The organism is Bacillus sp. YBsi01 (assembly GCF_038406745.1).
GTDB lineage: Bacteria > Bacillota > Bacilli > Bacillales > Bacillaceae > Bacillus > Bacillus siamensis.
In genome coordinates this window covers 287,352-309,364 of sequence record NZ_CP151679.1, presented here as the reverse complement: position 1 = coordinate 309,364, position 22,013 = coordinate 287,352, and the positions used below count along the sequence as shown (strand labels likewise).

The window sequence follows — 22,013 nt, the reverse complement described above, 5'->3', positions numbered from 1 at the left end:
ATCACGCGCTGCCTCCTTCCAGTGCTTTTATCCGATTCTCTAAATCAGAAAGCTTTGCTGTCACATCGTCACCGAGTTTGGCTAAAGTAACTGCCTTTGCGCCGATGTTGGCATTTTGTACACTACCGGTGCCAATATTACGACTTTGGACAGACCCATCACCGATATTGATGTTTTTCACTTCTCCGTCGCCGATCATTTCCGAAGTGATAGTTTTAGGAGCAGGCGCAGAACCCGATAACCCGGTCACCTTCGCACCCTCTTTTATTTCGAGCTCGCCGCCGATCACCAATTTGTCGCCGTTATTAGTGCTATAGTTTTTAGATGTGTACCCCATAAGCTTACGCCTCCGTTGCTGGTGTAATAGCAGCAAAAGCATCATCGGTCAGTGTCATGAATCCGACTTGCTGAGTTACACGGAGAGCAACCATATCTCTCTCATACAAGTTGATCGGGTTTCCGTCTGCATCGACAATCGTTGTCAATGTTGCATCCTCTGAGATTTTGTATTCCATGCCTTGAGGGATTCCGTAACGTGTGTAATTCCAGTCAGCCGCAAGTAATGCCGCTTTTTCGTAATCCCATGACTTAGAATCCACATATCCGATCGGAAGGCCAAGGGCTTGTTGTGTGGCGCCCCCTGTCGCATCGTTGAAGATCGGAAGCCCGTTACCGTCCTTAGTGCCGCGGAGCTTTTGACGGAATCGGCGTGTTGTTGTAAAGCCGTTTACATCTTTGTCAGCGTCTTCAACAAGAGCCATGACCCCATTTAACTCATCATATAGATTGCCAAGTGAGTTTAACGCAATTGTGTTACCAGATTCCTTGATTTTTTCAAATACAGATACGCCTTTTCCAAACGGTGAATCTACACCGAATAACGCAGCCTGATCAAATTTGATCGCAAAGGCTTCAGCGATAGCAGGGCGCATTTGTGTAAAGAAATCTGTTACAGAGTAGCGCAAGAATTCTTTAGAAACAGGGATGATGACACCCAATTTCTTTGAAATCATTTTTGCTGTTAACCATTGAGCCTTAGAAGTTTGGATTCTCTCGCCTTCTCCAACCCAGTAGGCTCCCGGTCCTGAAGCCAAGTACGTGAATTCCTTTACCGGCTTACTCATTTCTTCATATTTTGCTAGTTTCGTGACAGCAGATTGGGTCATAAACTCTTTTAAAACCAGCGTTCCTTGTTCAGTTGGAACCTTCCCATTTACTGAGTCTTGCATTAATGCATTGTTTGGATTAAATGTTGGCATTAAAGATAGCCCTCCTTATTTTCTAATACTTGCTTCAGCTGCAAGCGAGCTGATGTCTAAATCTTGATTTGTCGGTTCATTGCTGCCGGACTGGACATCACGGCCATTCTCTTGAAACTTGGATTCAATAGCCTTTTGAAGTGCGGCATTGTACTTCTCTTCGAATGCTCCGAGGTTCTTCATCGTTGATTCTTCATCCTCACCGATAAAGAATTCCACTACATCTGCTGGCAGTTGCTTTTCAGAAGCATAAGAAACAGCTTTGTTTAAAAGCTTTTCACGTTGTGCCGCTGTCTTTTGATCTTCCAGCTCCTTTTCGAGCTTCCTGATCCGCTTCTGCTCTTCTGTTTCTTCTGGATAAAGCTCTTTTACCTTTGCATCAACCAGAGCATCGAGGTTGTTCGCCTTCCACGTATCAAGACCTTTTGTAAAGTGAGAATCCAACCGAGGCTGAATGAGACGTTTTCCTTCTTCTGTATCTAAAAACCCATTCACCTTGTCAGCAGACACGGCAGAAAGTTCATTCAGATACGACTGCACTTCTTCGTTTTCTTTATTTTCTTCAAGAAATTTTTTCACATCTTCTAATGTTGGCATTACGCTTCTTCCTCCTTTGCCCTCTACAGTGCGCGCCTGTTATGAGTGCATGAAAAATAAGCCTTTTAACGTCATGCTCAGGACAGGTCTTTAATGACTATCTTTATACAACTGGTAATTTTGCAACGCTTCACCCTTAAAAATAACGGTCAGACTGCTTTGTTCATTCTGTTTTTCAAGATCCTGTAAGTTAGCCCTGTACATATCCTGTGATTCAATAAGCTTCTTGGCTTTTTTTGCATCAAATGTTTTTGTTTGCAACAGTGTTTGTTTCAGCTCACTCATAATCTCGTCGTAACTATCAGAGTCATCGTAACGAATAGCGCAATTCAGCATTTCAAGCAAATATTGAATACGTTCATTCACTTTCATAGATCATTACCCCTTTTCCTCAATGGATTTATACCACTCTTCATAGGTTTGGTACTGGATTGTTTGGCCTGCCCCGCTGCCGCCTTCCCTCGCCCTTCTCGTATCCGGCAGCACGCCGTTTACTTTAAAAGCAATCGTACAACGGCAGTTAATATCATCCTTGGCATTATTCAAGTGCCCTGGAGCCGGCCCGACGCCGCCGTAAATTGATTTGAACAGCCCATTGCGTTCTATTGTCTTCCCGTCCAGCTTCCTATGGCCAGATCGTGTTTTAAGATCCAGGGTAGCATTCCACATTTTTTTAAGATTACTCCGTTTCGAGGCCTTCTCAGCGCTTTCCATCCTCGCCGAGACTTGTACCCTATGAGCTTCTGTTCTCGCCACGTCACGGGCTTTCCTGCGGGCAAATTCGGTCGCTCTTTCAATGCGGCGGGCGATCTTTGAATAATCCTCCCCCGCTTGTAGACCCTGTGCGACGGAAATTTGAATCTGCCGGACATAATCGTCTCGATGCCGCCTGTATATCGCTGACAAAGTCAATTCAGCTATAGGGTTTAGAATGGCCTGCCGAATGACTTCGGCTGTCGGGATGCTAAAACCCAAGTTAACCACGGATTCCATTTCAAAAAGATAAGCAGAACGCATATAATTCTCTAAAAACTGCTTGGCTGCTAATGCCTCAACAATAGTCAGAATGGTTTTGAAAGCCTTGTGAGATTCCTCGGCCATCCTCTCCATTTCCTTGTTCAGACGATTGTATTTGTTGGCATCGGCAAAAGTAAGCTGGCCGTCCTTGCTGTACTTCGCATACATCCGGGCAATTTGTGCATTGATCTCCTTTAAGCGAGACGCAAAAACGACATCAATCTTCTGAGCTTCCTCAGTGATCATGTCGTCCAGGTACTTATCAATATCATTCTGGTTCATCTTCATCACCGCCCGCATCTGTTTCCACATCCGTTAACGGCGGCATGTTGAGCCTGTATTCCTCTTCTTCCTCTTCCATCTTCTTCAGCTCATACTGGACATCATCAACAAACGACAGCAGAGACAGGCGGGTTTCTTCGCTTACCATTCCTTTAAGCTGAGCTGTGGTTTGTGCCTCTTCAAGTACGTTGGCTGGAAGATTGCGCTTGAATCCGAACCAGACTTTCAAGTAATCTTCTGCTTTGGCTTTATTTTTCGTTGCCCAAGCTGAAAAGATCAACTTGTACTGATAACGGAGGGCAGCAGTCATTTTCCGTTCCATCGTAATGCACTTATTCTCAAGCGCCATCAATTTAAATTTCATTGCAACGCCTGTGACATTCCCGCCAAATGATTCATCAGAGAAATTGACCGACTTTGCGAAACGGAGAATGTTATCTTCCAAACGGTTCAAGTGATTTTCAATAATCGCGTCGTTTATATCCTTTGTCAGATAGCTGACATCGTCTTTTTCATCGTAAAGTTCAAGAACCCCAGTCTTTTTAAGCTGTTGGAGTGTATCCTCATCGGCTCCCAGTCCCTTTAGGATCAAGTACGCCAGTCTGTATTGTTCAATTTCGTTTGAGGCGTCTGACAGTGTCCGGTCATAGGCATCAATAAGAGACAATACCTTCTCGGCATCGCCCTTGAGCTCTTTATTGTTTGCCAACCCAAATAAAGGGCAGCCATCAAACATATGAGGCGTTTTGTCGTCCAAGGTAAAAGCTGAACTATCCTTCGTACTGAAATAATAAATCGTTTTACTATCATAAAATTCTGCTTTTTGCTGCCCGTTATATGTCTCGTAATAACGCAAAGCATATTCCGGTTCATGAATATTCCCATCGCTGAGGAAAACCGCTTCCCATGGTTCAATGTTTTTGACTCTTTCATTACCGTTCCGGTCGATATATGCAAGCCGCGCTCCGTAGCCGCAAATTGTCGCCATCTTTCCCCATTCACTATCTTCGTCAGCAATATTATTCAGAGTGTTGAAGTCATCAATCATCTGCTTTCCGGATGAAGTAGTGCCAGTCTCTCGCTTATCATCAAACTCATAAGTAATCGGATGCCCGAAGAGATAGCCCACCTTTGTATCAACAATGTCTGAATCAAATGAGTTATTAAGCTTGTTATTGACCTTATGATCTATCCTCTTAACATGGCCGGTCTCGAAATCCTCATATTCAATGGCTTCTCTGGTTAGGATTGGTACGCCCTGAACCTCTGCCTTATACCGGTCATATAAGTTTTTCATTCTATCATGATCGCTTTTATGCGCTTCGATGATGTCTGCAATCAATTCAGGTGTAATGCCTGAAGCTCTGATCTGGTCTAAGAACTTTATCAACCTCTAAACCTCCTTGTTACCCCATGCCCTTTAAGGCTAGATACCTCATAATCGTCTAAGCCATACCAAATGGCCGAGAATGTATGCGGATCAATGTTGAATTCGTCTTCGATGATGTTTCCGTCTTTGTCCACTTTGAACGTGAGGTCCTTCAGTTCCCTAACAACATCAGGACATTGATCGGAGCAGATAATTTTTTTGAATCGTTTTACTTTCTTGGTGTATTGCAGGCGAGAGCCTTGAAACTTCTTTGCAGGTTTCATGAGGAAGCCCTGCTGCCTAAAGAATCGAATTGTTTTAGGCTCGGCACTGTCGGCCTTGATCAAAACGCGCTTAAGTTCTTTTAAGTCCTCAGCTGTTTTGTCATCGGTCGTATCGTTTTTGTAATATTGCCAGTAGATGTACAGAATCTTTTCCTTATGGTCGATAGCCATCCGAACCAGAGCGTTATAAGAATCAACAAAACCGAAGTCCATACCATTCTTCAGAACAGGCCTGTCAATTGCTCTTATAGCATCCATCACTTCTTCATGCGACCGCTCTTCAAACTGCGGCAGAACAAGTTTTCCGTTAACGCCAAAACGACCTTTACGGGCAATGCGGTAAAGGTCTGGGTCATGTGTTTTTAAGTCTTCTAGCTGCTCGATATAGCTTTCAGGCAAAAACAAATTATCATCAGCAGTCGAGTGATGATAATAGGTTTTGTTTCTTATGATCGTTTTCTCTTTATAAAGTTCTTCGTCATCCAAGACAAAAAACTGATTTGTGTCATCTTTAAAAAAGTGTTTATACGACCAATTCCCTTTGCTGACAGGGTTTGTAGATAGAATCATATGGAGTTGCAAAGTCGGGTGCCGTAAACGCCCTAACAGCTCTTTAAAGCCGTCGTATTTTACTTCTGAACACTCTTCAATCCATACAATCGAAATATTATTGATCGATTTCAGCTTCGCAGGCTTGTCCATCCCTTTAAAGATGATCTTGCTGCCGTTTGGAAAGCGTATCTGCATCGGTGAGGTAATGCATCGGATTTTATGATCCAACCCTATGTCAGTAATGATCTCTTCGAGTAGGGAAAAAGTCGAATCTCTGTGGGTGTCGTAAACCTCCCGTACCACCAAGGCTGTTCGCTTTTCTTTGAGCAATTTCAGAACAATCTTCAAAGCAACATGATAGCTTTTGGATGATCCATAACCACCAACAAGGAAATAAAACTTTTGTGACCAATCAAAAAGAAAGTTTCTAAAACGGGGATTCACCTCTTTTTCCATCAGCGTCCCCCCTTATCCTTGATGATAATTTCAAATGACGAATCATCGTCTTTATTTGTCAGGCGTTCTACTTCTGCCTTTGTCTTCTCGATATTCAAGCGCATTTGCTCCAATTTAAGACGCCGCTCATCTTGCTCATGCGCCAGCTGGTCGAACTGCTTGATCAGACTCCGGAGCTCTCCCATTGCCCGAGATTGGGCGTTCAGGAATGTAGCATGACGATCCCAAGCAAATTGGAATTCATACTCTTCCTCTTCAATTTCGCTGACCTCAGATAATAGGGACCTTTTCTTTTTCAATTCTTTAATCATTTCTTCCTTATCAGAAACGAACATGATCTTTTGCGCCCGTAGAATAGCCGCGTATTGGATCTGAATCTGATCCCATATCATATCAGCAGGCGAACGCTCCTGAATCTCTTCCATAATGGACAGAGTTTCTTCCGGCAGATACTTTGAGAAGAACCCATGTGATACAGCATTTTGATTTCTTGCCGGAGCCGCCCCGCCGCTATTTCCTAATGCGTTTTTGTTGCCGGGTTGGCCGCCTATTTTTGTGTGCACACTTTTTTCAATGGGTGCACCCTTTTTCCTTTCCCAACCATGCCGCTGCTTCCACGATTTAATGGTGTTCACCGACACCCCGTACTTCTCGGCAAGGTCCTTGTATTTCATGCCTTTGACGTAATCCTTATACGCCTGAATGTGCTTTTCAGCCATCTACATTCACCGCCGCCCCCTTCTGATTCGTGTTTGTTTTGGAATTATCTTCGTGCTGATTTCATTGGATTGATTCTTAATTCCTTATACAGCTCTTTTCTCAGTTGTTCTCGGCGTCTGTCTTCATCTGTAATCAGAACAGGCCTATAAGCAGGTATTCCAGCACTCAACGAAAAATTTCGTTCAGCTTGTAATTTCATTATTGTGCCCCCCTTTGAATTGTGTTGTTTTGTAACTTTTCTCCCTGTAAAATAATTAACAAAGCCAAAAAATAAATAAGAGGTGATGAAATTGTTAATACGTAAATACGAGAATAACTGTTCATGCGGGCAACCATATATAATGGAATATGAGGGTGAATATCCATTTGCTGAAAGATTTAAAACCACTTGCCCTAACTGTAATCGAGAAATTTCCCAAAAAGCATCTGTTCTTTCAATTAATTTTGTGTTTAATAAAGATTGGAAAGGTAATCAATGAAGCACTCTTTGGAGTGTTTTTTATTCTCTCTAAACCGACACCGCACTCAGACCGTTAACCGCCAATTGTTTTTCTGAGATTTACCGGAATCAGTTTACAGAGAACATAAAAAAGCACCCCGAAGGATGCTTCTTTTAACTCTTTGATAAATAATCTTTTACATAATCAATCATTTCAGTTTGTTGTCCTCTAGCCTCGTCATTAAGTGGGACCCAAGGAATAAAAATCGGTTTTTCGCCAAACACTTCTGCTCTACCATAATAACCGTTTTCATCTCTAGCAATATAGACGTCAAAATGGATCGTATTTCCCGGTGTTTTAAAATTATCGATTTTCACATAAATATGACTTTCGATATGATAAATTTTCTGTTCCAATCTTCTCACCTCCCACCTTATTATCGGTTAAGGAGTATGATAAAGGAACTATTCGCAAAATTTGTCGAACGAAAGCGCCCTTCATAAATAGGTGGCAACCGTAAGACGAAAAAACACCCTTTTGACAGGGTGCTCATTTCCGCCTATGTTTTTGGAAATCCAAAATATCCTCTTTCAGAAAAAGCCTGTCCCGAGGCATTTCTTTCATCGGCTCCAGTTCCCCGGTCTTTACTAACTGGTTCAGATACTGACGGGTGAACCCCAATATCTCAAGCGCTTCACTTGTATTGAGTATCTCTTCATTCAGAAATTTCTTGATTGCGTCACGCTCTTTAGGCTTGTACATTTTTGAATCATCCTTTTTTCTCACGATATTTCAAGTAAAGGGAAAATGCTTTCTCGATGATCGAAACAACAAATAAAATGATCAGGCTAATGTCGAGAGCCGTTTTCAATGGTCCCGCTGCCACATCCTGACGGAAAAACAACATATATGCCAGGGCGAGAAGAACAACAATATCGGTGGTGGACTGTACACTTTTCATTTTTTTGAAAGTGGCTGGCTTTCAAGTATTTTTATTTAGTCGCCGCATTTGCTATACTTGGAGCAAGGGAGAAGCGCTACCTTCTCCCTCGGCTCAAAATCATCTGCGCTTTCTTGGACGTCTGCGTTTTTTGATTTTGGGCTTTTTTGTTTTAAGCTTTTCCCTGATGATGAGGACTTTTTCAACAACTGTGAGAGTTGTGAGGATAATCCCCAGTACCAATGCGATTTCAGCCACTTTCTTTCCCTCCTTTCTATACTTTAATTATACCTCATTTATTTACTCACGTCAAGTAACTTCATGGGCTTTTTTCATTATTTCTCCAATAAAAAAGAGCCTATTCACGCTAAACAGAATAGGCTGTGATCTGCTCTATTTTTCATTTTCAGACGGGAACGTTCAATGTTCTTCTGCACAGTTCCTTTTTTAATCCCCAATAACTGCGCGATCTCTTCGAATGACATGTTTTGCACAGCGTGCATCATGAAAATGTCTTTTTCTCTTTCAGTAAGCACGGATAGGGCATCAGCAATTCTTTCCTTATCCCAATCACTTACCTTTCCCTCAGCTTCTTGAACGATTGCGTATTCTTCCGGCAGCGCATCAATTAAGCGTGGTTCAGCCAGAATCGTCCTTTGGTATGCGTCTCTTCTGTCAGCACCTCGGCGGGCGCCGGGCTGTCTTCCGTTCTGCAGCCATTCGAGAGTGAATTCAATATCGCTGATCATGCTACTGATAATCTTTTTGTCGTTGATCTGTTCAGCCGTCAGATTGACTTCAGCCGTATCTTTGTAGAGCCGATACATTTTTCTTGTTTCTCTTAAAGCTCGTTTGTATTCAATGATTAAATCCTGCATTCTGATTCCTCTCCCTTATTTGCGCTTAAATGCGCCGCCCTTGCCTCGTTTAAGTCTTTGCATGTTCGTGTTCATCATTTGTTGCCAGAAACGATCTGAGCGCTCCTGCGTGTTTTTATTGGGCTTTTTCTTTTTCTGCTTCATGTCATCCCTCCGCTCAAATAAAAAACGGACACCAATCAGAGCACAGTGATTCTGTGCAATGATCAGTGTCCGCAGGCTTTCCGTCTTGGACTTATTTAATTTGAATTATCCTCAGTTAGAGAACTATTATTGTCTGAAAGATTTGAAATGTTCAATATGCTAGGATCAATTCCCATTAAATGAAAAGCTAATTGGGCCTGTACTAATGAACGTAATTTTTCATCTTGAATTTTATCCGTCAAGTCTATTGATTCTTTTCTGTTAGAATTTTCTAATACACTATCATGGTATTCCTTTACACGTATCCGTAGCTTTTGTGACTCCTTTAAGAACATAAGTGAAATCCCTTCAAAAATTAAACTTCCAACAACACTAATTGCGCTACTAACAGTGTTGTCTGAGCCAACAGCAAAAATGATGATACCTATTAAAAGGATAAAACCAACTATAGACATAATTAGACCAACATAGAATTGCAAATTTGAATGATTAGTAGCTTGTTGTTGATATATCCCCAATGTTCTTTCATATGGTTTTTCATGAAGTTTTTTATAAGGTTTTTCATAAGATCTTTCATGAGACTTTACTTCTTGTTCTTGTTTCATCACATTTTTTTGTGCTTCTTGTTCTTCTTTTTCATCGAGATTCTTAGTATGTTCTTTAAGAAATTCAAATTCCCTCAATGTCCTTAAGTATCTCTCTTCATGTTTACTCTTTAGAAGTGTAAAAACTGTGACTAAAAAAAAGGTAAGGCCAAAAAATACTGACATCAGCGCAGAAAGAGCTTCTGGTGAATCAAATAGAGACAAAACATCCTTCAAACCATTTCCTCCTGAAACCGATTATTTACAATAAACCCTATTTTATCATATCGGCGTTAATACGATTTCTATTAATAATTACCCTTTCTCCTCTTTCTTTAAATACTTATCAATATCTTGAAAAAACGCCGCGGCCGTCAATGCAATGATTGCGCCTATTAACGTGATGTTCGCTTTCATGTCCGGCCTGTATTCGTACTGGAAATAAAACCAGAATCCTAACCCCATCAGCAGAAAAACTATTCTCAGCGCCATCGAATCCCCCTTATTTGATTTGAAATTTAGCTGTTTCAAATGTTCCGATATAGTTCCTCTTGCCGGAATCAGAATAGCAGTCCAGCTGAATGACATAGGTTCCTTTCCCGGTCTTATTCCGGAGCGTTTTCACATTGAATGATTTCAGAGGTGTTGCCGTTTTGAAGCTGCCCCGCTGTACCAGATTCGTATCAGTCAGCCCGCCGCCACTGCGCTTCTTGTATACGCCGGCCGTGTAATAAAGAGTGCTGGAACCTTTCTTCTCAGCTTTCCAGTCCACCGTTGAGGCACTGGCCGTGTAAGTCGTGGCGTCCGTAAATACCCGACCACTGTACCCGGATTCATTTTGCCAGCCGGACCATGCAGCAGAAGCAGACGGCGCAACGGCCGCCGCTCCCGTAAGTAATACTGCTGATAGTATGATTGATTTGAATAGTTTTTTCATTATTTTCCCCTTCCTAATTCACAAATAATTAACATTTATTTACAAGGATTTTTTTCACTTCAGGCGAATTCTTTAGATGTACTAAAAACAACTAAAGGAGTGTTTTAAATGAAATTAAAAAAAGTGTTAACTGGTTCTGCATTGTCCCTTGCTCTGCTTGTTTCTGCAGCTCCTGCTTTTGCCCAAACTCCAACATCACCAATTAACCAAACTACTAAAGCCTCAGTAAATGCTGATGATGATTGGAGAGAATATATTTGGATCGAGCAAAATAGTCCAAACTTTGAGAAACGTATTTATGTTGGTGGAAAAAGTTATTATTATACAGGAGCTTATAACAAAATAGGTCCTAACACTTGGAAAGGTAAATACGTTCAGGAATAATTGATCTCTAATATTGTTTACAAGTTGTAGAGAAAAACTCTTTCTCTACAACTTGTAACTTTTTATTTCAAAAGTGCTGTCATCCCCAACATTCCCGGCAGCACAGAGACAGCAAAGAAGAAAAGCCCCACGCATGCCCCGACCAGCCAGATATTTGTTTTATCCCGTTTAGCGATGATGGTATGGTCGCCGATCATTTTCAGATCGTCAGACCGCGCGACAAGCGTCGGGATGTAGTCCGGGTGAACCTTTAAAAGCTCGGCCGCCTGCTCGACGGTCATTGCTTCGTCCTTCGTGGCCTTCACGTTCCGTTGCAGTTCTACTTGTAATGGCATCATTTTTCTTCCTCCTCGCAAAAACATTCACTTTCTTTTTCGCCACATTCTTCACAAATTTTTTCGACCTGCCAACCCTCGAAGCGATACTGCGGCATAGAATAATAATTTTTATTGCATTTCGAACACGTTACAGTTCCGTCGCTGTCCGAATCCCAGTTGGCATAGCATTCTTCTTCTGTGCAACCACAGTACGGGCAAATTTGTTTATACGAATTCATTCCGCAGCCCCCTCCAATGCTTCAACTTTATCTTCCAATTCCTCTATCTCGTCCTCTAAATTGCTGTTTTCAAATTCTAAATCTCTTATTTCTTCTTCCTGTCCCTCGACCTTTAATTTTAGTTCTTCATTCTCTTTTGTAAGCCGCTGAATCTCTTCCCGCGCTTGCCGGAATTGATTGACCGTGACTTCCTGCTGGCGCTGGTGTTCCTCAATGATTGCCTGCTGTTTTCTCATGTAGCTGATCATTATGTCTTTGACATAACTCTGCTCGATGATGTAACAAGGTCCTGCATTTATATCGAGTGGCTTCAATTCCTCTTTTGAAGCTAAATGCCACAATGACAAGTCACTTATAATTTCCTGTAATTTATCCATGCCCGTTCCTCCCCCGCAGGGGAAACCCCTGCTATTTGAATTTATGGCCGATCTCGTAATCACAACGAGCCAGGCCGCCTTTTATTGTTTGAATGATTGTTTTACCGTGTTCCGGGGCGTCCATTAGATGAGCAGTCCCTTCAGTGCCATCTAAAACAATGATGCGGACTTTCCCCGGCTCGATGCTTTGCTGAATAGTTGTTTCATGATTTTTTATTTCTGTTGGCTTGTTCACTCTGGCCGCCCCCTGTGCTATGATAGAAGTACCAGTTCATATCAAGGGCACTGAGGCGCAGCTTCGGTGCTTTTTTACGTTTTACGATGGCAGCCGCATCGTTAAGCCGGCAGATGGCTTTAATTCCTCGCGGTAGATGATCGGATGCTTTTCGACGTATGCCGCCAACTGCTCCGGCGTCATTTTCCACTCCTTAACTGGACCAGGCTTGTATGGATCGATTTTTTCTTGCATAGCGATAACCTCCTGAATTGTTTTTGGGAATTTCTGAACCTCCAAGCTTTTTGCAATCCGCTCATATGCGGCTAGCGCATCGCTTGTAACTGGAACAGAGCGTCATGCAGGCCATGAGCTTATCTTCTTCCTGCACCCACAACGGCTGATCGTCTGCGATTACCACGTTTTGCAGTGGTCTTCCCCGCCTTTCTTTTGAGTTTTTTCAGCTCGTCCAGCTCAATGAAGCCGAGTGACTTATCCAGAGCCAGCACCTTGAGTGGCGTATCGTAAAGCCGCTCATACAGCTTGCGTTTGATGGCAAATTCCTTTGTTTCTACACCCTTGATGTCAATGATCTCAATGCTGCCATCCAAGTTATGAATCTCAAAGTCTGCAATATATTCAATCTTCCGAAAAGTTTTTCCGTTCTTTTTGAATGCCTCTTGAAGCAGGAACCGCGGTTGCAGCTTAAAATCTTTGATCTGCTTGCTCACCTTGAGCCATTTCAGCTGCTCATAGTATTTGGCTTCGGCCCGGCTGTCGAACGTGATGCCGTCTACCTGTGTTTTTCTGGCGCCGTATTTATTGGCTGACATGTGATGCCTCCAAAAGCTCAGGATTTTGATAGACTGTTCCGAGAAATTCAGAATCCGGCCCGCAATCACCAAGAGACTCATAATGCCCGTTGGTATATTCTCCGTAAAATGCAGCCAAATCATTATCGTAAACAACCTTAAATATTCTCCCCAAAGCGTCTTTTCGAATGTCTCCCTCCCAAATCTCCTGCCCGGCCTCGCTTTTGTCCTTCAATCCGGTGTATTGCATTAGATAAAAGGGTTCATCATTTGACTTTTGAGCTAAAGAAGCAACGCGTCCATCAGATGATTTTGTAAAATCTACACGGCCTATCCAACAAAATGGACTATCGAATTCCGGTTCAAATTCATTTTTAAACTCTTCGTCGACAATTCCGTGTGTATAGCCGCTTCTGTCTTGTGCAATTTCGCTCACTCTGAACATGTGCTGGTATTTATTGCTCCAAGCACGAAACTTAATTTCTCTCATTCTGTGCCTCCATATCTCTGACTATTTCCTTATCGGCCCGTTCCCGCGTGCCGTCGTTACCTCCCGTCAATTTGTTCCCAGTGCTGAATCTGCTTTTCCTTGTACGGCCCTGTGAGGATGATGGCTGGCAGCAGGATAAACGCTTTAAGCACTGTGCACCAGCTCCATTTGTTTGATTTTTTCCTCAAGCACCCGGATCGCCGGGGTAAGGTCCTGGCCGGCCGTTTGCTCGGCGGGCCCGAACAGATACATGCCGCCGGTTGCCGTGAAGTTCGCTTTTTCCGTCATTCCCAATCTCCTAACCTATGGTTTAATTGCATTCGGTCGCCCTTAATGATCACCGTGTAATCTCTGCACATTTGATGAATGCGGGAGCCCAGCGCTTCGTCGATGTCCAAAATTCCGCCCGTATCAAGCTCGGAAGAGATTAGCAGAGGCTTATGATTCAAGTACCGATAATTCACAACCGATTGAATTTGTTCCACTTGCCAATCCGTTGCCCGCGGCTCCCCCTTCACTGGCTTGAACAAGTCATCAATGAACAGAACCTCAGCTTTTCGCATGGCGTCGAGCTTTGTTTCCAGCTGGTCAAAGTCATTTCGCAGATCGCCCATTCCCTCAACGTACGGGAAATACATGCAGTAAATTGATTTTTTCTTGATCAGATTGTTCATGATCGCCGTTAACAGGTGCGTTTTTCCGCTACCCGGCTGCCCGAGCAAAGCGATGCTGTTTGAACGTTTTCCCTTGATGCTCTGAAAATCCTTATAGTATTCCACCGCGCACTCATAAGCGTCCTTGATCATGTCCGGCTTCCCGTTCTTAATGAAGTTTCCAAAAAGGAGCTTTTCGAATTCCTCCGTGATGCCGCTGGCCTTCATAAGCCGGGCGATCTTTTTCCGTTTTACACATCCGCATTGCTTGGAAAATGTGGTTTTCCATTCTCGGGCCTTATCCGGCAAGCATACTTTCCCCGCAAGATAATCTTCTTCTCTGACCATTTGATCAGGGGCCAGGCTTTCCATTGTCTTATGCTCTTTTCTCAATTGGCGCTCGGTGTCTTGGTGAATACGGTAAACAATAATGCCCTTATCCTTGCAGTCAGAGCACTCGTATTCAGCCTTTTCTTCTGAGGCGGCCTGTCCCGTTGAAGATGCTGCTGACCGATCCCGGAGCTTGGTTAGAATTGCCTTCATTGCCGCGTCCATATCTTGCGTTTTGCGAGCTTCCATACTGCTGTTTCTCCTTTCGTCTCTGGCTGAATGGGTTTGAGAGGATTGCTTCAATGTAATTCAGATTGACGTTGTTTCCCTTGCTTCTGAAAGCCTGTTTCATTGCCTCCATGACTTTCTCTTCGCCGTAATCATCCACCATATACCCGAGCCGCTGAACCTCCATTGTGCCAATGGTGCGGGCTGTTTTGTTTTCGAATAGTTCAAATGCGTTTTTCATTTTTTCGTCAACCTCCTGCTGTCCTAAAGGTATTGGAGCCGGGTCTACCTTCTTGTTGTAATTTCCAAGCTGTATGTACTCGGCATAATTCAACACCGTCACAATGAAACCACGTTTTTGCGGCAGCCGATCCAGCTTCAAATACTCTTGCTTTACCATCCGATCTAACGAGTATTTGATCTGATCAGAAGACCAGTTGAAGCGCCTGGCTAAATCTACAAGCTTAATGATTGTCTGCCCGAGCTTTAGTTCTTGATCTGCCCTGTACTCCGCCCGTTTGAATAAATAATCGTATATTGTCTCGTCTCGTGAATCTTTAAATGGCAGCCGGGGCAGGACCACATACCCCAAACCTTGCATATCCATGCCACTCACCTACTTCCTTTCACACAGTGCTGTCAGAGCCTTGAAATCTATTTCTACTAATCTCAGAGACGGCTCATTTGTCTTTAAGTAGTCAGTCGTGTACCGGGTATACAAGTCCTTTCTCATGTCGCGCTGAACCGTTTTGACCAGCCAGAGATAACAGTGCGGGATAGGAATCCTGATCAGCTCCCTTTTCATCAGCTCACCAACTCCGAAAAATGGATGATACTGTTCAGTTGATTAGTGGCCCGGCAATACTTGCATTTTTCGCATCGCTCTGGCTTCTCTCCGCCGTGTTTCACTTGCAAAATCCGATCCATCCGCTGCTCAATTTCTTCAAGCTCTATTTCCATCCTGCCCTCATCAAGATTGATGACAGCTTTATCAGGTGGATCTTCTTTTGAAACCCCTACGATCAGGGGCTCAAGCCATTCGCTCCGTCCAGTCATCCGTTTTTCAATCTCTGCGTAAAGCGCCATCTGAGCGATGTATCCGTATGCCTCAACAAAAGAGCAATATCCTATTTCCGGGTCCCAAACTTTCTCCCGCAATGACCGCGCTGTTTTCAGATCGGAGAAACGGCCACCTGCTGGGTTGTATACGTCCAGCTTTCCTTTCCACGGAACACCGAACAATTCAGCAGTTACGATGACTTCCTTTTCTCCTTGAAGAACAAACATACAGAGATCATCATTTTGAATCGCCTCAATCATCAGATCAGCTAACTGATACTGCTTGTACAGCTGGCCCTTTTGTGTAAAAAGTGATGGGGTGTTCTTTTTAAATTCATCAAAAGCCTGTTCACCCTCAAGCCAGGCATGAACGTATTGGCCGAAGAGGAGCGCCTCCGATGTGGGCGGCGTCCATTCTCCGTTCAACTTTGCCATCGTGGCAGCCTCGCATTGCAAAAAGCTTTTATATTGAGAATTTGACATGTAGTGTCTATCAATCTCGTTAGAGTAATAATTCTTCTTGTTCAGCGCCGGTATCCGCATTAGCAGGATCACCCGCCTTTTCTTTACTATCAGCAGGCTTGTCAGCTTGCTCTTTCTGCTTTTTGAATTCTTCCTCGGCCTTTGATTTAGTCGCGCCAGTGGCCTTCACATTGAAGTAATCCTCTTTCTTCGCCATCCCATCACGCAGGGACGTGTAAATACGACCAATTTTCAGGAAATCTTGCTCAGTGAAGGCATCAACATTACTGCCGATGTACTCCTGAATCATTTCCTTAGTGATGCCAAACTCTTTTTTAAATAGGGAGAAGGCGCTTCTGAGCCGGTCTTCCAGTGGTTCCTTATGTCCACTAATCAATGTTTTTTGACACATATCTACCGCCGCATCAACGATGTCGCCCGGAATCACCCCAAGTATGCAGGCGCGAACCCGGCGGGCTCCTTGATTGGCAACCGTTTCGTAAATATCCCTCGGATCATCCAGTTTTGTAATGGCGCCCCGTGCCTTCCGTTCATGCTTCACAGTGAAAATTTTGGTTTGCCGGGTATTCGTTTCAAGATCCCAAGCGTAAGCCATGACAGATGATTCACCAGCTTTTTGTTCCAACTCCATAATTCCGTAATCAATGTTCCCCCAGTTCTGTGCCAAGGCCTCCGCCAGCCGGATGGATGGGCCGGAAACCTTTGTGCCGCCGCGCGGATATTCATACACCGCATTCTCGGCTAAAAGCCTCCGTTCGCATGCTTTTTTAATCCGGTCAAACGCCGCGAATACGTCCCGTGGGAATTTCTTTGCGATGACCATCGCCGCCTGTACTTCTTGAGCCTGTCGGCTTACCATTGCTTCCGTAGTCACGCTAGTATCCTGCTGGGGCGCCGGCATGTAATCTGAGTAATCTACCTGAGATAATCCGTTCATTGTGCTTCTGCCACCTTTCTCAAATAAGCTTCTGTGCCGAGCCGCTGCCATTCTCGGTATGCATCCATTGACGGAAAGGAAAATACGGGTTTGCCTTTACTGAACATGATTGAGCCGCCGACTTCTCTCAGGCGCTTCTGATCGTCCGCCCGGTCACTGAAAGATGCTGTTATTCGTTTTGCCATGTGTAAAACCTCCATTGTCTTTTATGAGGTAATTTGGTATAATAAAGGAACTAATCTTTACCAAAAGATCTTTTGAAGTCCACTCTGCCAAGTGGGCTTTTTTTATTGCTCATTTTTAAATTCAAAACCAAGATGCTCCTTCAGATACCGCTCAAGGTTTTCCCTCAATATGACTTCACCTTCAGCACTATCTATCACGAAATCATCGAAAGCCGTTACTTCATCCCCAAAGAAATCCTTTTGCGTTTCCGGCTCAGTCAGCTTGTCATGCCAGTTGTTCAGAACCATTGGATTTTCAATATTCATTGTGAACACCTACTCGCAACACTCAGTTGAATCCCGCGGGCTGCCATATTTAAAACGGTTTGATGTAAGCGTCCTTTATTCGCCAGCCGGTTAATATCCTCTGTAAGAACCTTGATGCTCCCTGCAAGACTGATAGCTTCTTCATAATCGCCATCCCGTAACGCCTCCGAAAGCATGATAGAGAGCCTTTCCGCCGACTCGATTTTCCTTTTTGCTGAATCTGCATCTGCTTTAAGAAACTGATTGATTTTCATACCAGCACCGCCTGCCTTTCCTCTGTTTTTGCCATTGCAACTTGACTCATTAGCGCTTTCCGCGTCCATCTTTCAGCCAGTTCCTTCATGTTCAGGCCATGACTGCGGGCCAGCGAATATATCAGCGTTTTGTTTGCTGGGATCAGATCAAAAATCTGTTTAATATCGGCCATGGGCAGTTCTTCCGCCTGTCGGCCTGGCCTGTCATTTGCCAGCCAGCGCGCTAAATGCTTTGTTGCCTGCAATGCTTCTTCAAGCTGGTGAATCATGTTGATTACCGCTGTGCTTGCGCTCTCATTAAGAGCTGGGTCTATTGGAGCTGCCGTTGTCGGGTGCAGTTTGAAAAGGTAATGTACCAGATCAATATGTTCGTATGCCTCGCACGCCTCAAACCACCTGATGCATAATTCAGGGGTCAGCTTACTAAAACCATTTTCAACATCGGAAACGTAACGTTGATCCTTCCCGCCTATCAAACTGCCGATCTGATATTGTGTAAACCCGGCCGCTTTACGAACACAGCGCATGATCTTCGGTAAATTCCGCAAGTTGTACGGATTGTTCTCCATATGTTTGCCTCCTGATATATTCAGCTGTTTGCTGTTAAAATTTAATTAGGGTCAAAAGATGTTTTATTGTATTGGCTTATGATTTTTCGAATATCCGGCCTCATGGCTCTAAATTTCGCTTTGTGGCCACAATAAAAACAAATATTTACTCTATAGAGCCTCTTTCATGATTGCTTGTTCTTGTGCTTCGATCCATGCATCAATATTGTGTTTGGTAAAGAAAATCCGATTTCGCACACGAAAGTGAGGAATTTGTTTTTCTCGAACCATTGTGTAAATTGTGTCATGGTGAACACCCAGGTAATCAGCTGTTTCCTGCACATTTAATGTATTGCGTGTCATACTCGGCCTCCTAAGCAGTGTGTTCTTTACTCGTTACGTGTAACTTTTGATCAAAAAAAAGTTCATCTACATCTTTATTCAACAACTTGGATATTTGATGTGCTTTTTCAAGACTTGGTTTTGTACGACCCATTTCTATATTCGCATACCCACTTACAGATCTGTATCCGAGTTTTTTAGCCATAAAGGTTTGGGTCTTTCCTTGAGAAATTCTAGTCGCCCGTAAATTTTCTAACATTATTTAACTCACCACCTTACTCTTTTTGTGTAACTCGTTAAACTCATAATAATATACACAATAAGGGTAAGTCAATATATTTTTATTCTTTTTGTGTAAGTTATTATCTGTTGTGTGTAAACCGTGTTAAAATTTACACACCAAATGAAAAAAGGTGTATAATAATGGATAATATAACAGGGAAAATTCTAACTGAATTAAGAGAAAAAAAAGGTTGGAGCAAATCTTTTGTCGCAAAAAAATTGGGCATTAAAACAATGTCTACATATGCGAATTGGGAGTACGGCTTAAGGAAACCGGATGGCGAGATGCTTGTGAGAATTGCAAAGCTGTATGGTGTAACTACTGACTATCTCCTAACCGGCAAAGAACCTAATGCTTTTAATACTGACCTTTTTGATGATCCTGATTTACAACTCGCCTTTAGACAAGCTCGTGATTTCTCAGAAGAAAGTCAAAAACAAGCAATTGATTTTATTAAGTACCTTAAAGAGAAAGAAGAACGCGAAGGCCGCAAGCCTAAAAAGTAACAACTGCCGAAACCTTTATTTATATTATTTATTATGTTATTTCTGTTTACTAATAAGATCGGGATTGGATCGGGATTAGAACCGAACTGGAACGGGAAAGCATTTTTCATTAGTAGGTTGAATCCAGTTATATCAAGGGATTCAGCAATCGTCTTCTTCTGGATTGCTTCAGTATTCAAACTGGAATGGATCAGAAAAAAAGAAAGACAAACTCAGCCGTGACTACATATAAAGGGGAAATTAATTTGGCGTTTTTGTTCACTAATGAGGAAGTATATAACAGTGCCTTTGGAAAAAAACGCAGAGCTTCAGGGGCTTTCAGGAAAACTTATTATGCAGCCCAGCCATTATTGGGGAAGAAAAACCAAGTAATAATGGAAGCTATATTCGGTGTGTTAAATGACAAAAAATTCGGCACTCAAGGTTTACTTATTGCTACCAAAGAAAACTTATATCATATTGCAGATAAAGCTGGTGCCCATAGAATAATCAGCTGGTCATATAACGAAATTACGAGCATCACCATCTTAAAGGAAACATTTACAGGGTTTCAGATAGATCTCAAAACCCATAAAGAGGAATTCTTGATTAAGGGAATTCAAGAAGGGGATCATGATAAGTTTGTCAACTACGTGAGAAAAGAAATACAAACTGCTCAAAAAAATAATGATCCATCCCCTGCCCAGTCTACTCACCAGCATTTATCTGATTTTGACATGATAGCTTCAGAAATTAGAAAATATGCTGAGTTAAAAGAAGAAGGTCTTTTGACAGAAGAAGAGTTTACAGCGAAAAAAAAGCAGCTTTTAAAATTATAGTGGCCCTATGGGCTTTTCTTTCACACCAAAAACAGAACATATATTCCCTTTATGGTGGTGTTTTTAATGTCAATCCAACTATCGTACCTCGAAGAAGAAGTCAAAAAAATCTACCACAGATTAAATATTGAAACTCCTGAAGACATTGATTTAGAAAGGATTGCCGCGGCATTTCGTATCTGGTTGCATTATGAGCAAAGAGAAAGCTGCATGTTTCAAATCAACGGTGAGTATAGCGTCGTCCTTGATGCTCGTGCCTCTCCACAAGAACAGTGGCAAGACTTTGTTCATGAGCTATGCCATGTCTTAAAACATACTGGAAACCAATTTCACATGAATAGAATGTTCAGGCAGCTTCAGGAATACCAGGCGAACAGTTTCATGTATCACTTCTGTGTACCAACATTCATGCTCATAAAATTGAAACTGCCCCGTCTTAAATCAGAAGTCATTAAATTATTAGGAGATACATTTAATGTGACATATTCCTTCGCGGCTAAACGGTTAGAAATGTATGAGAGAAAAAAATTTTCAGATAAAATCTATTCAATGAGGTGTAAAACATGGGCCATTGGATGCCAAGAGGTAAAAAGTCTTTCTTATTAGTAGTTGAGAATGGATACAATACCAAAGGGAAACGCGACAGAAAAACTAAGACTATAAAGATCGAAGACCCAAAGATTCTTAACAGCACAAGGAAAAGAGAAAAATATTTAAATCAGCAGCTTCTTATGTTTGAAATGGAAGTCACTTCAGGGGAATACATATCACCTGAAAAATCAACGTTTGAATCCTTTGCAAATGAATATAAAGACCGGATCTTGTATAAAAAATTCGCTCACCGAACATCTGAAATGCATGAAAGCCATATAAAAAACTATATTGTACCCTCAATCGGCCACAGGAGATTGGATCAAATTAAAACAATGCATATTGTTGGTTTTATGGATTCCCTAGAAAAAGACGGAATTCGTAAAGACGGCAAAGCAGGAGGTTTATCAAGTTCAACCAGATACGATATATTCAAAGTTTTGAAAGCGATGTTTAAAGTTGCTGCAAAACAATGGAAACTCATTAAATCAGATCCAACAGAAGATTTAGATCCTCCTACTGTTGAAACCAAAGAAATGCAATTTTATGATTCAGAAGCAGCTAAGGAGTGTATTGAGGCTCTGTATCAGATTGATATAATGTGGAGGTTGTATTTTTTAGGCGCAATGATTGGCGGTCTTAGAAGAGCAGAAGGATTAGCCTTTGAATGGCACTTAGATGTAGATTGGGATGCAGGAGGTTTTTATGTAAATCGTTCAATTCCAAAAACAATTGACGGAAAACCGCTTATCAAAGATCCTAAATCAAAAAAATCTAAGCGCTTTGTAAAGATGCCTGATTGGTATATGGATGAGCTTGAAAAGTATTATAGAATGTGGAAAAAAGAGAAACTGAGATTAGGTGATGCTTGGGAAGGCGGAGAACATCAATACGTTTTCCATAGTGGGAAAGGAAAGCCCTATTATTACACAACCCCCACCGCAAAATGGTCCAAGTTCACCAAAAAGTATGGACTGAAAAAAATACGATTACATGAGTTGCGTCACACAATGGTTACTTTATTAATTGAAGCTGGCGCAAATTATAGAGCGATTCAAGAACGAGTCGGTCACGCCAGTTATCGAACTACATTCGATAGATACGGCCATGTAACAAAAAAATTAACTGATGAGACAGCTGAACTTTTCAACAATTTTGATCCTAAAAAGAGATACGGACAATAAATTTCGAGCCAAAA

At 42.4% G+C, this 22,013-nt stretch carries 41 protein-coding genes; 5 read left to right on the top strand and 36 right to left on the bottom strand.

Features of this window, described 5'->3' with window-relative positions; all coding sequences use genetic code 11:
- Window position 1: 1 nt before the first annotated feature.
- The 17 genes from AADZ70_RS01800 to AADZ70_RS01720 form a co-directional block, all read right to left on the bottom strand.
- Entirely contained in the window at window positions 2-337 is a 336-nt protein-coding gene (locus AADZ70_RS01800) for a hypothetical protein (RefSeq protein ID WP_161503378.1), read from the bottom strand.
- Window positions 338-341: 4 nt separating this feature from the next.
- Window positions 342-1,259 carry a phage major capsid protein gene (locus AADZ70_RS01795; protein WP_264819767.1) on the bottom strand — a complete coding sequence of 306 codons (918 nt, stop codon included), beginning with the start codon at window positions 1,257-1,259 and terminating at the stop codon, window positions 342-344.
- Between the two features lie 15 nt (window positions 1,260-1,274).
- Window positions 1,275-1,856, bottom strand: a complete 582-nt coding sequence (locus AADZ70_RS01790) for a DUF4355 domain-containing protein (RefSeq protein ID WP_202274327.1) — start codon at window positions 1,854-1,856, stop codon at window positions 1,275-1,277.
- 90 nt (window positions 1,857-1,946) lie between these two features.
- The gene (locus AADZ70_RS01785; protein ID WP_342007617.1) at window positions 1,947-2,228 is read right to left on the bottom strand and encodes a hypothetical protein; all 282 of its coding nucleotides are present in this window, start codon (window positions 2,226-2,228) and stop codon (window positions 1,947-1,949) included.
- 6 nt (window positions 2,229-2,234) lie between these two features.
- On the bottom strand, window positions 2,235-3,155 hold the full coding sequence (locus AADZ70_RS01780; RefSeq protein WP_342007616.1) for a phage minor head protein: 921 nt from the start codon (window positions 3,153-3,155) through the stop codon (window positions 2,235-2,237).
- Window positions 3,142-4,545: a phage portal protein gene (locus AADZ70_RS01775; protein ID WP_342007615.1), complete on the bottom strand. Its 1,404-nt coding sequence runs from the start codon at window positions 4,543-4,545 to the stop codon at window positions 3,142-3,144. The genes AADZ70_RS01780 and AADZ70_RS01775 overlap by 14 nt, the downstream gene beginning before the upstream one ends.
- The gene (locus AADZ70_RS01770; RefSeq protein ID WP_342007614.1) at window positions 4,542-5,816 is read right to left on the bottom strand and encodes a PBSX family phage terminase large subunit; all 1,275 of its coding nucleotides are present in this window, start codon (window positions 5,814-5,816) and stop codon (window positions 4,542-4,544) included. The genes AADZ70_RS01775 and AADZ70_RS01770 overlap by 4 nt, the downstream gene beginning before the upstream one ends.
- Window positions 5,816-6,535, bottom strand: coding sequence for a phage terminase small subunit (gene terS / locus AADZ70_RS01765; RefSeq protein ID WP_342007613.1), 720 nt, complete (start codon window positions 6,533-6,535; stop codon window positions 5,816-5,818). Before terS ends, AADZ70_RS01770 begins: the two co-directional genes overlap by 1 nt.
- Before the next feature lie 44 nt (window positions 6,536-6,579).
- A complete protein-coding gene (locus AADZ70_RS01760; RefSeq protein WP_157872147.1) occupies window positions 6,580-6,735 on the bottom strand; it encodes a hypothetical protein in 156 nt (51 codons plus the stop codon).
- 414 nt (window positions 6,736-7,149) lie between these two features.
- On the bottom strand, window positions 7,150-7,392 hold the full coding sequence (locus AADZ70_RS01755; protein ID WP_042635077.1) for a hypothetical protein: 243 nt from the start codon (window positions 7,390-7,392) through the stop codon (window positions 7,150-7,152).
- 133 nt (window positions 7,393-7,525) lie between these two features.
- A complete protein-coding gene (locus tag AADZ70_RS01750; RefSeq protein WP_003155868.1) occupies window positions 7,526-7,738 on the bottom strand; it encodes a helix-turn-helix domain-containing protein in 213 nt (70 codons plus the stop codon).
- 298 nt (window positions 7,739-8,036) lie between these two features.
- Window positions 8,037-8,174, bottom strand: a complete 138-nt coding sequence (locus AADZ70_RS01745; RefSeq protein ID WP_014304494.1) for a hypothetical protein — start codon at window positions 8,172-8,174, stop codon at window positions 8,037-8,039.
- A gap of 104 nt (window positions 8,175-8,278) precedes the next feature.
- Window positions 8,279-8,794 (bottom strand): sigma-70 family RNA polymerase sigma factor, encoded by a 516-nt coding sequence (locus AADZ70_RS01740; RefSeq protein ID WP_342007612.1) that lies wholly within the window; start codon window positions 8,792-8,794, stop codon window positions 8,279-8,281.
- A 15-nt stretch (window positions 8,795-8,809) separates the two neighbouring features.
- Window positions 8,810-8,938 (bottom strand): hypothetical protein, encoded by a 129-nt coding sequence (locus tag AADZ70_RS01735; protein WP_224463130.1) that lies wholly within the window; start codon window positions 8,936-8,938, stop codon window positions 8,810-8,812.
- 95 nt (window positions 8,939-9,033) lie between these two features.
- Window positions 9,034-9,759 carry a hypothetical protein gene (locus AADZ70_RS01730; protein WP_342007611.1) on the bottom strand — a complete coding sequence of 242 codons (726 nt, stop codon included), beginning with the start codon at window positions 9,757-9,759 and terminating at the stop codon, window positions 9,034-9,036.
- Window positions 9,760-9,837: 78 nt separating this feature from the next.
- Window positions 9,838-10,014: a hypothetical protein gene (locus AADZ70_RS01725; RefSeq protein WP_342007610.1), complete on the bottom strand. Its 177-nt coding sequence runs from the start codon at window positions 10,012-10,014 to the stop codon at window positions 9,838-9,840.
- Between the two features lie 10 nt (window positions 10,015-10,024).
- Window positions 10,025-10,459 (bottom strand): hypothetical protein, encoded by a 435-nt coding sequence (locus tag AADZ70_RS01720; RefSeq protein WP_342007609.1) that lies wholly within the window; start codon window positions 10,457-10,459, stop codon window positions 10,025-10,027.
- A gap of 108 nt (window positions 10,460-10,567) precedes the next feature.
- Here AADZ70_RS01720 and AADZ70_RS01715 point away from each other — a divergent pair, with 108 nt between their 5' ends.
- A complete protein-coding gene (locus AADZ70_RS01715) occupies window positions 10,568-10,843 on the top strand; it encodes a hypothetical protein (protein ID WP_342007608.1) in 276 nt (91 codons plus the stop codon).
- A gap of 62 nt (window positions 10,844-10,905) precedes the next feature.
- On the opposite strand, the gene AADZ70_RS01710 is transcribed toward AADZ70_RS01715, so the two are convergent.
- The 19 genes from AADZ70_RS01710 to AADZ70_RS01620 all read right to left on the bottom strand — a co-directional run bounded on the left by AADZ70_RS01710 (window position 10,906) and on the right by AADZ70_RS01620 (window position 18,876).
- On the bottom strand, window positions 10,906-11,181 hold the full coding sequence (locus AADZ70_RS01710; RefSeq protein WP_342007607.1) for a hypothetical protein: 276 nt from the start codon (window positions 11,179-11,181) through the stop codon (window positions 10,906-10,908).
- Window positions 11,178-11,399, bottom strand: a complete 222-nt coding sequence (locus tag AADZ70_RS01705; RefSeq protein ID WP_342007606.1) for a hypothetical protein — start codon at window positions 11,397-11,399, stop codon at window positions 11,178-11,180. Before AADZ70_RS01705 ends, AADZ70_RS01710 begins: the two co-directional genes overlap by 4 nt.
- Window positions 11,396-11,776, bottom strand: a complete 381-nt coding sequence (locus AADZ70_RS01700) for a VWA domain-containing protein (RefSeq protein WP_342007605.1) — start codon at window positions 11,774-11,776, stop codon at window positions 11,396-11,398. The genes AADZ70_RS01705 and AADZ70_RS01700 overlap by 4 nt, the downstream gene beginning before the upstream one ends.
- Before the next feature lie 31 nt (window positions 11,777-11,807).
- Window positions 11,808-12,011 carry an XtrA/YqaO family protein gene (locus AADZ70_RS01695; protein WP_003155894.1) on the bottom strand — a complete coding sequence of 68 codons (204 nt, stop codon included), beginning with the start codon at window positions 12,009-12,011 and terminating at the stop codon, window positions 11,808-11,810.
- 81 nt (window positions 12,012-12,092) lie between these two features.
- Entirely contained in the window at window positions 12,093-12,245 is a 153-nt protein-coding gene (locus tag AADZ70_RS01690) for a hypothetical protein (RefSeq protein ID WP_014470584.1), read from the bottom strand.
- A gap of 119 nt (window positions 12,246-12,364) precedes the next feature.
- Entirely contained in the window at window positions 12,365-12,823 is a 459-nt protein-coding gene (locus AADZ70_RS01685; protein WP_342007604.1) for a DUF1064 domain-containing protein, read from the bottom strand.
- Window positions 12,810-13,292 (bottom strand): YopX family protein, encoded by a 483-nt coding sequence (locus AADZ70_RS01680; RefSeq protein WP_342007603.1) that lies wholly within the window; start codon window positions 13,290-13,292, stop codon window positions 12,810-12,812. The genes AADZ70_RS01685 and AADZ70_RS01680 overlap by 14 nt, the downstream gene beginning before the upstream one ends.
- Before the next feature lie 144 nt (window positions 13,293-13,436).
- Window positions 13,437-13,580: a hypothetical protein gene (locus tag AADZ70_RS01675; RefSeq protein WP_342007602.1), complete on the bottom strand. Its 144-nt coding sequence runs from the start codon at window positions 13,578-13,580 to the stop codon at window positions 13,437-13,439.
- Window positions 13,577-14,524, bottom strand: a complete 948-nt coding sequence (locus tag AADZ70_RS01670; protein ID WP_342007601.1) for an ATP-binding protein — start codon at window positions 14,522-14,524, stop codon at window positions 13,577-13,579. Before AADZ70_RS01670 ends, AADZ70_RS01675 begins: the two co-directional genes overlap by 4 nt.
- The gene (locus tag AADZ70_RS01665) at window positions 14,409-15,110 is read right to left on the bottom strand and encodes a DnaD domain protein (RefSeq protein ID WP_342007600.1); all 702 of its coding nucleotides are present in this window, start codon (window positions 15,108-15,110) and stop codon (window positions 14,409-14,411) included. The genes AADZ70_RS01670 and AADZ70_RS01665 overlap by 116 nt, the downstream gene beginning before the upstream one ends.
- Window positions 15,111-15,119: 9 nt before the next feature.
- Window positions 15,120-15,308, bottom strand: a complete 189-nt coding sequence (locus AADZ70_RS01660) for a hypothetical protein (protein WP_017417481.1) — start codon at window positions 15,306-15,308, stop codon at window positions 15,120-15,122.
- The gene (locus tag AADZ70_RS01655) at window positions 15,308-16,105 is read right to left on the bottom strand and encodes a PD-(D/E)XK nuclease-like domain-containing protein (RefSeq protein ID WP_342007599.1); all 798 of its coding nucleotides are present in this window, start codon (window positions 16,103-16,105) and stop codon (window positions 15,308-15,310) included. The genes AADZ70_RS01660 and AADZ70_RS01655 overlap by 1 nt, the downstream gene beginning before the upstream one ends.
- Window positions 16,065-16,982: a hypothetical protein gene (locus AADZ70_RS01650; protein WP_342007598.1), complete on the bottom strand. Its 918-nt coding sequence runs from the start codon at window positions 16,980-16,982 to the stop codon at window positions 16,065-16,067. The genes AADZ70_RS01655 and AADZ70_RS01650 overlap by 41 nt, the downstream gene beginning before the upstream one ends.
- Entirely contained in the window at window positions 16,979-17,167 is a 189-nt protein-coding gene (locus tag AADZ70_RS01645) for a hypothetical protein (protein WP_007408617.1), read from the bottom strand. The genes AADZ70_RS01650 and AADZ70_RS01645 overlap by 4 nt, the downstream gene beginning before the upstream one ends.
- 102 nt (window positions 17,168-17,269) lie before the next feature.
- Complete coding sequence (locus AADZ70_RS01640; protein ID WP_031378519.1) at window positions 17,270-17,473, bottom strand: hypothetical protein; 204 nt, start codon at window positions 17,471-17,473, stop codon at window positions 17,270-17,272.
- Entirely contained in the window at window positions 17,470-17,727 is a 258-nt protein-coding gene (locus AADZ70_RS01635; RefSeq protein ID WP_015388429.1) for a YqaH family protein, read from the bottom strand. Before AADZ70_RS01635 ends, AADZ70_RS01640 begins: the two co-directional genes overlap by 4 nt.
- Window positions 17,724-18,296 (bottom strand): helix-turn-helix transcriptional regulator, encoded by a 573-nt coding sequence (locus tag AADZ70_RS01630; protein ID WP_015388430.1) that lies wholly within the window; start codon window positions 18,294-18,296, stop codon window positions 17,724-17,726. The genes AADZ70_RS01635 and AADZ70_RS01630 overlap by 4 nt, the downstream gene beginning before the upstream one ends.
- Before the next feature lie 150 nt (window positions 18,297-18,446).
- Window positions 18,447-18,638, bottom strand: a complete 192-nt coding sequence (locus AADZ70_RS01625; RefSeq protein ID WP_342007597.1) for a helix-turn-helix domain-containing protein — start codon at window positions 18,636-18,638, stop codon at window positions 18,447-18,449.
- Window positions 18,639-18,648: 10 nt separating this feature from the next.
- Window positions 18,649-18,876, bottom strand: a complete 228-nt coding sequence (locus tag AADZ70_RS01620; RefSeq protein WP_179960591.1) for a helix-turn-helix transcriptional regulator — start codon at window positions 18,874-18,876, stop codon at window positions 18,649-18,651.
- A gap of 164 nt (window positions 18,877-19,040) precedes the next feature.
- Between AADZ70_RS01620 and AADZ70_RS01615 the strand changes: the two genes are divergently transcribed.
- The 4 genes from AADZ70_RS01615 to AADZ70_RS01600 all read left to right on the top strand — a co-directional run bounded on the left by AADZ70_RS01615 (window position 19,041) and on the right by AADZ70_RS01600 (window position 21,999).
- The gene (locus AADZ70_RS01615; RefSeq protein WP_061046888.1) at window positions 19,041-19,406 is read left to right on the top strand and encodes a helix-turn-helix transcriptional regulator; all 366 of its coding nucleotides are present in this window, start codon (window positions 19,041-19,043) and stop codon (window positions 19,404-19,406) included.
- Window positions 19,407-19,651: 245 nt separating this feature from the next.
- The gene (locus tag AADZ70_RS01610; RefSeq protein WP_061046889.1) at window positions 19,652-20,224 is read left to right on the top strand and encodes an SHOCT domain-containing protein; all 573 of its coding nucleotides are present in this window, start codon (window positions 19,652-19,654) and stop codon (window positions 20,222-20,224) included.
- A 66-nt stretch (window positions 20,225-20,290) separates the two neighbouring features.
- Window positions 20,291-20,830 carry an ImmA/IrrE family metallo-endopeptidase gene (locus AADZ70_RS01605; RefSeq protein ID WP_134986443.1) on the top strand — a complete coding sequence of 180 codons (540 nt, stop codon included), beginning with the start codon at window positions 20,291-20,293 and terminating at the stop codon, window positions 20,828-20,830.
- On the top strand, window positions 20,788-21,999 hold the full coding sequence (locus tag AADZ70_RS01600) for a site-specific integrase (protein ID WP_342007596.1): 1,212 nt from the start codon (window positions 20,788-20,790) through the stop codon (window positions 21,997-21,999). The genes AADZ70_RS01605 and AADZ70_RS01600 overlap by 43 nt, the downstream gene beginning before the upstream one ends.
- The last annotated feature ends 14 nt before the right edge of the window (window positions 22,000-22,013 follow it).

Excerpts from the sequence above, each read along its gene's own strand:
- AADZ70_RS01795 (WP_264819767.1), bottom strand. The coding sequence starts at position 1,259 with ATGCCAACATTTAATCCAAACAATGCATTAATGCAAGACTCAGTAAAT.
- AADZ70_RS01735 (WP_224463130.1), bottom strand. The coding sequence starts at position 8,938 with ATGAAGCAGAAAAAGAAAAAGCCCAATAAAAACACGCAGGAGCGCTCA.
- AADZ70_RS01615 (WP_061046888.1), top strand. The coding sequence starts at position 19,041 with ATGGATAATATAACAGGGAAAATTCTAACTGAATTAAGAGAAAAAAAA.
- AADZ70_RS01620 (WP_179960591.1), bottom strand. The coding sequence starts at position 18,876 with ATGTTAGAAAATTTACGGGCGACTAGAATTTCTCAAGGAAAGACCCAA.
- AADZ70_RS01800 (WP_161503378.1), bottom strand. The coding sequence starts at position 337 with ATGGGGTACACATCTAAAAACTATAGCACTAATAACGGCGACAAATTG.
- AADZ70_RS01685 (WP_342007604.1), bottom strand. The coding sequence starts at position 12,823 with ATGTCAGCCAATAAATACGGCGCCAGAAAAACACAGGTAGACGGCATC.
- AADZ70_RS01705 (WP_342007606.1), bottom strand. The coding sequence starts at position 11,399 with ATGAATTCGTATAAACAAATTTGCCCGTACTGTGGTTGCACAGAAGAA.
- AADZ70_RS01600 (WP_342007596.1), top strand. The coding sequence starts at position 20,788 with ATGGGCCATTGGATGCCAAGAGGTAAAAAGTCTTTCTTATTAGTAGTT.
- AADZ70_RS01700 (WP_342007605.1), bottom strand. The coding sequence starts at position 11,776 with ATGGATAAATTACAGGAAATTATAAGTGACTTGTCATTGTGGCATTTA.
- AADZ70_RS01720 (WP_342007609.1), bottom strand. The coding sequence starts at position 10,459 with ATGAAAAAACTATTCAAATCAATCATACTATCAGCAGTATTACTTACG.
- AADZ70_RS01770 (WP_342007614.1), bottom strand. The coding sequence starts at position 5,816 with ATGGAAAAAGAGGTGAATCCCCGTTTTAGAAACTTTCTTTTTGATTGG.
- AADZ70_RS01750 (WP_003155868.1), bottom strand. The coding sequence starts at position 7,738 with ATGTACAAGCCTAAAGAGCGTGACGCAATCAAGAAATTTCTGAATGAA.
- AADZ70_RS01635 (WP_015388429.1), bottom strand. The coding sequence starts at position 17,727 with ATGAAAATCAATCAGTTTCTTAAAGCAGATGCAGATTCAGCAAAAAGG.
- AADZ70_RS01630 (WP_015388430.1), bottom strand. The coding sequence starts at position 18,296 with ATGGAGAACAATCCGTACAACTTGCGGAATTTACCGAAGATCATGCGC.
- AADZ70_RS01640 (WP_031378519.1), bottom strand. The coding sequence starts at position 17,473 with ATGAATATTGAAAATCCAATGGTTCTGAACAACTGGCATGACAAGCTG.
- AADZ70_RS01785 (WP_342007617.1), bottom strand. The coding sequence starts at position 2,228 with ATGAAAGTGAATGAACGTATTCAATATTTGCTTGAAATGCTGAATTGC.
- AADZ70_RS01715 (WP_342007608.1), top strand. The coding sequence starts at position 10,568 with ATGAAATTAAAAAAAGTGTTAACTGGTTCTGCATTGTCCCTTGCTCTG.
- AADZ70_RS01760 (WP_157872147.1), bottom strand. The coding sequence starts at position 6,735 with ATGAAATTACAAGCTGAACGAAATTTTTCGTTGAGTGCTGGAATACCT.
- AADZ70_RS01780 (WP_342007616.1), bottom strand. The coding sequence starts at position 3,155 with ATGAACCAGAATGATATTGATAAGTACCTGGACGACATGATCACTGAG.
- AADZ70_RS01675 (WP_342007602.1), bottom strand. The coding sequence starts at position 13,580 with ATGACGGAAAAAGCGAACTTCACGGCAACCGGCGGCATGTATCTGTTC.
- AADZ70_RS01650 (WP_342007598.1), bottom strand. The coding sequence starts at position 16,982 with ATGAACGGATTATCTCAGGTAGATTACTCAGATTACATGCCGGCGCCC.
- AADZ70_RS01665 (WP_342007600.1), bottom strand. The coding sequence starts at position 15,110 with ATGGATATGCAAGGTTTGGGGTATGTGGTCCTGCCCCGGCTGCCATTT.
- AADZ70_RS01740 (WP_342007612.1), bottom strand. The coding sequence starts at position 8,794 with ATGCAGGATTTAATCATTGAATACAAACGAGCTTTAAGAGAAACAAGA.
- AADZ70_RS01725 (WP_342007610.1), bottom strand. The coding sequence starts at position 10,014 with ATGGCGCTGAGAATAGTTTTTCTGCTGATGGGGTTAGGATTCTGGTTT.
- AADZ70_RS01690 (WP_014470584.1), bottom strand. The coding sequence starts at position 12,245 with ATGCAAGAAAAAATCGATCCATACAAGCCTGGTCCAGTTAAGGAGTGG.
- AADZ70_RS01670 (WP_342007601.1), bottom strand. The coding sequence starts at position 14,524 with ATGGAAGCTCGCAAAACGCAAGATATGGACGCGGCAATGAAGGCAATT.
- AADZ70_RS01710 (WP_342007607.1), bottom strand. The coding sequence starts at position 11,181 with ATGATGCCATTACAAGTAGAACTGCAACGGAACGTGAAGGCCACGAAG.
- terS (WP_342007613.1), bottom strand. The coding sequence starts at position 6,535 with ATGGCTGAAAAGCACATTCAGGCGTATAAGGATTACGTCAAAGGCATG.
- AADZ70_RS01655 (WP_342007599.1), bottom strand. The coding sequence starts at position 16,105 with ATGCGGATACCGGCGCTGAACAAGAAGAATTATTACTCTAACGAGATT.
- AADZ70_RS01625 (WP_342007597.1), bottom strand. The coding sequence starts at position 18,638 with ATGACACGCAATACATTAAATGTGCAGGAAACAGCTGATTACCTGGGT.
- AADZ70_RS01605 (WP_134986443.1), top strand. The coding sequence starts at position 20,291 with ATGTCAATCCAACTATCGTACCTCGAAGAAGAAGTCAAAAAAATCTAC.
- AADZ70_RS01790 (WP_202274327.1), bottom strand. The coding sequence starts at position 1,856 with ATGCCAACATTAGAAGATGTGAAAAAATTTCTTGAAGAAAATAAAGAA.
- AADZ70_RS01645 (WP_007408617.1), bottom strand. The coding sequence starts at position 17,167 with ATGGCAAAACGAATAACAGCATCTTTCAGTGACCGGGCGGACGATCAG.
- AADZ70_RS01680 (WP_342007603.1), bottom strand. The coding sequence starts at position 13,292 with ATGAGAGAAATTAAGTTTCGTGCTTGGAGCAATAAATACCAGCACATG.
- AADZ70_RS01660 (WP_017417481.1), bottom strand. The coding sequence starts at position 15,308 with ATGAAAAGGGAGCTGATCAGGATTCCTATCCCGCACTGTTATCTCTGG.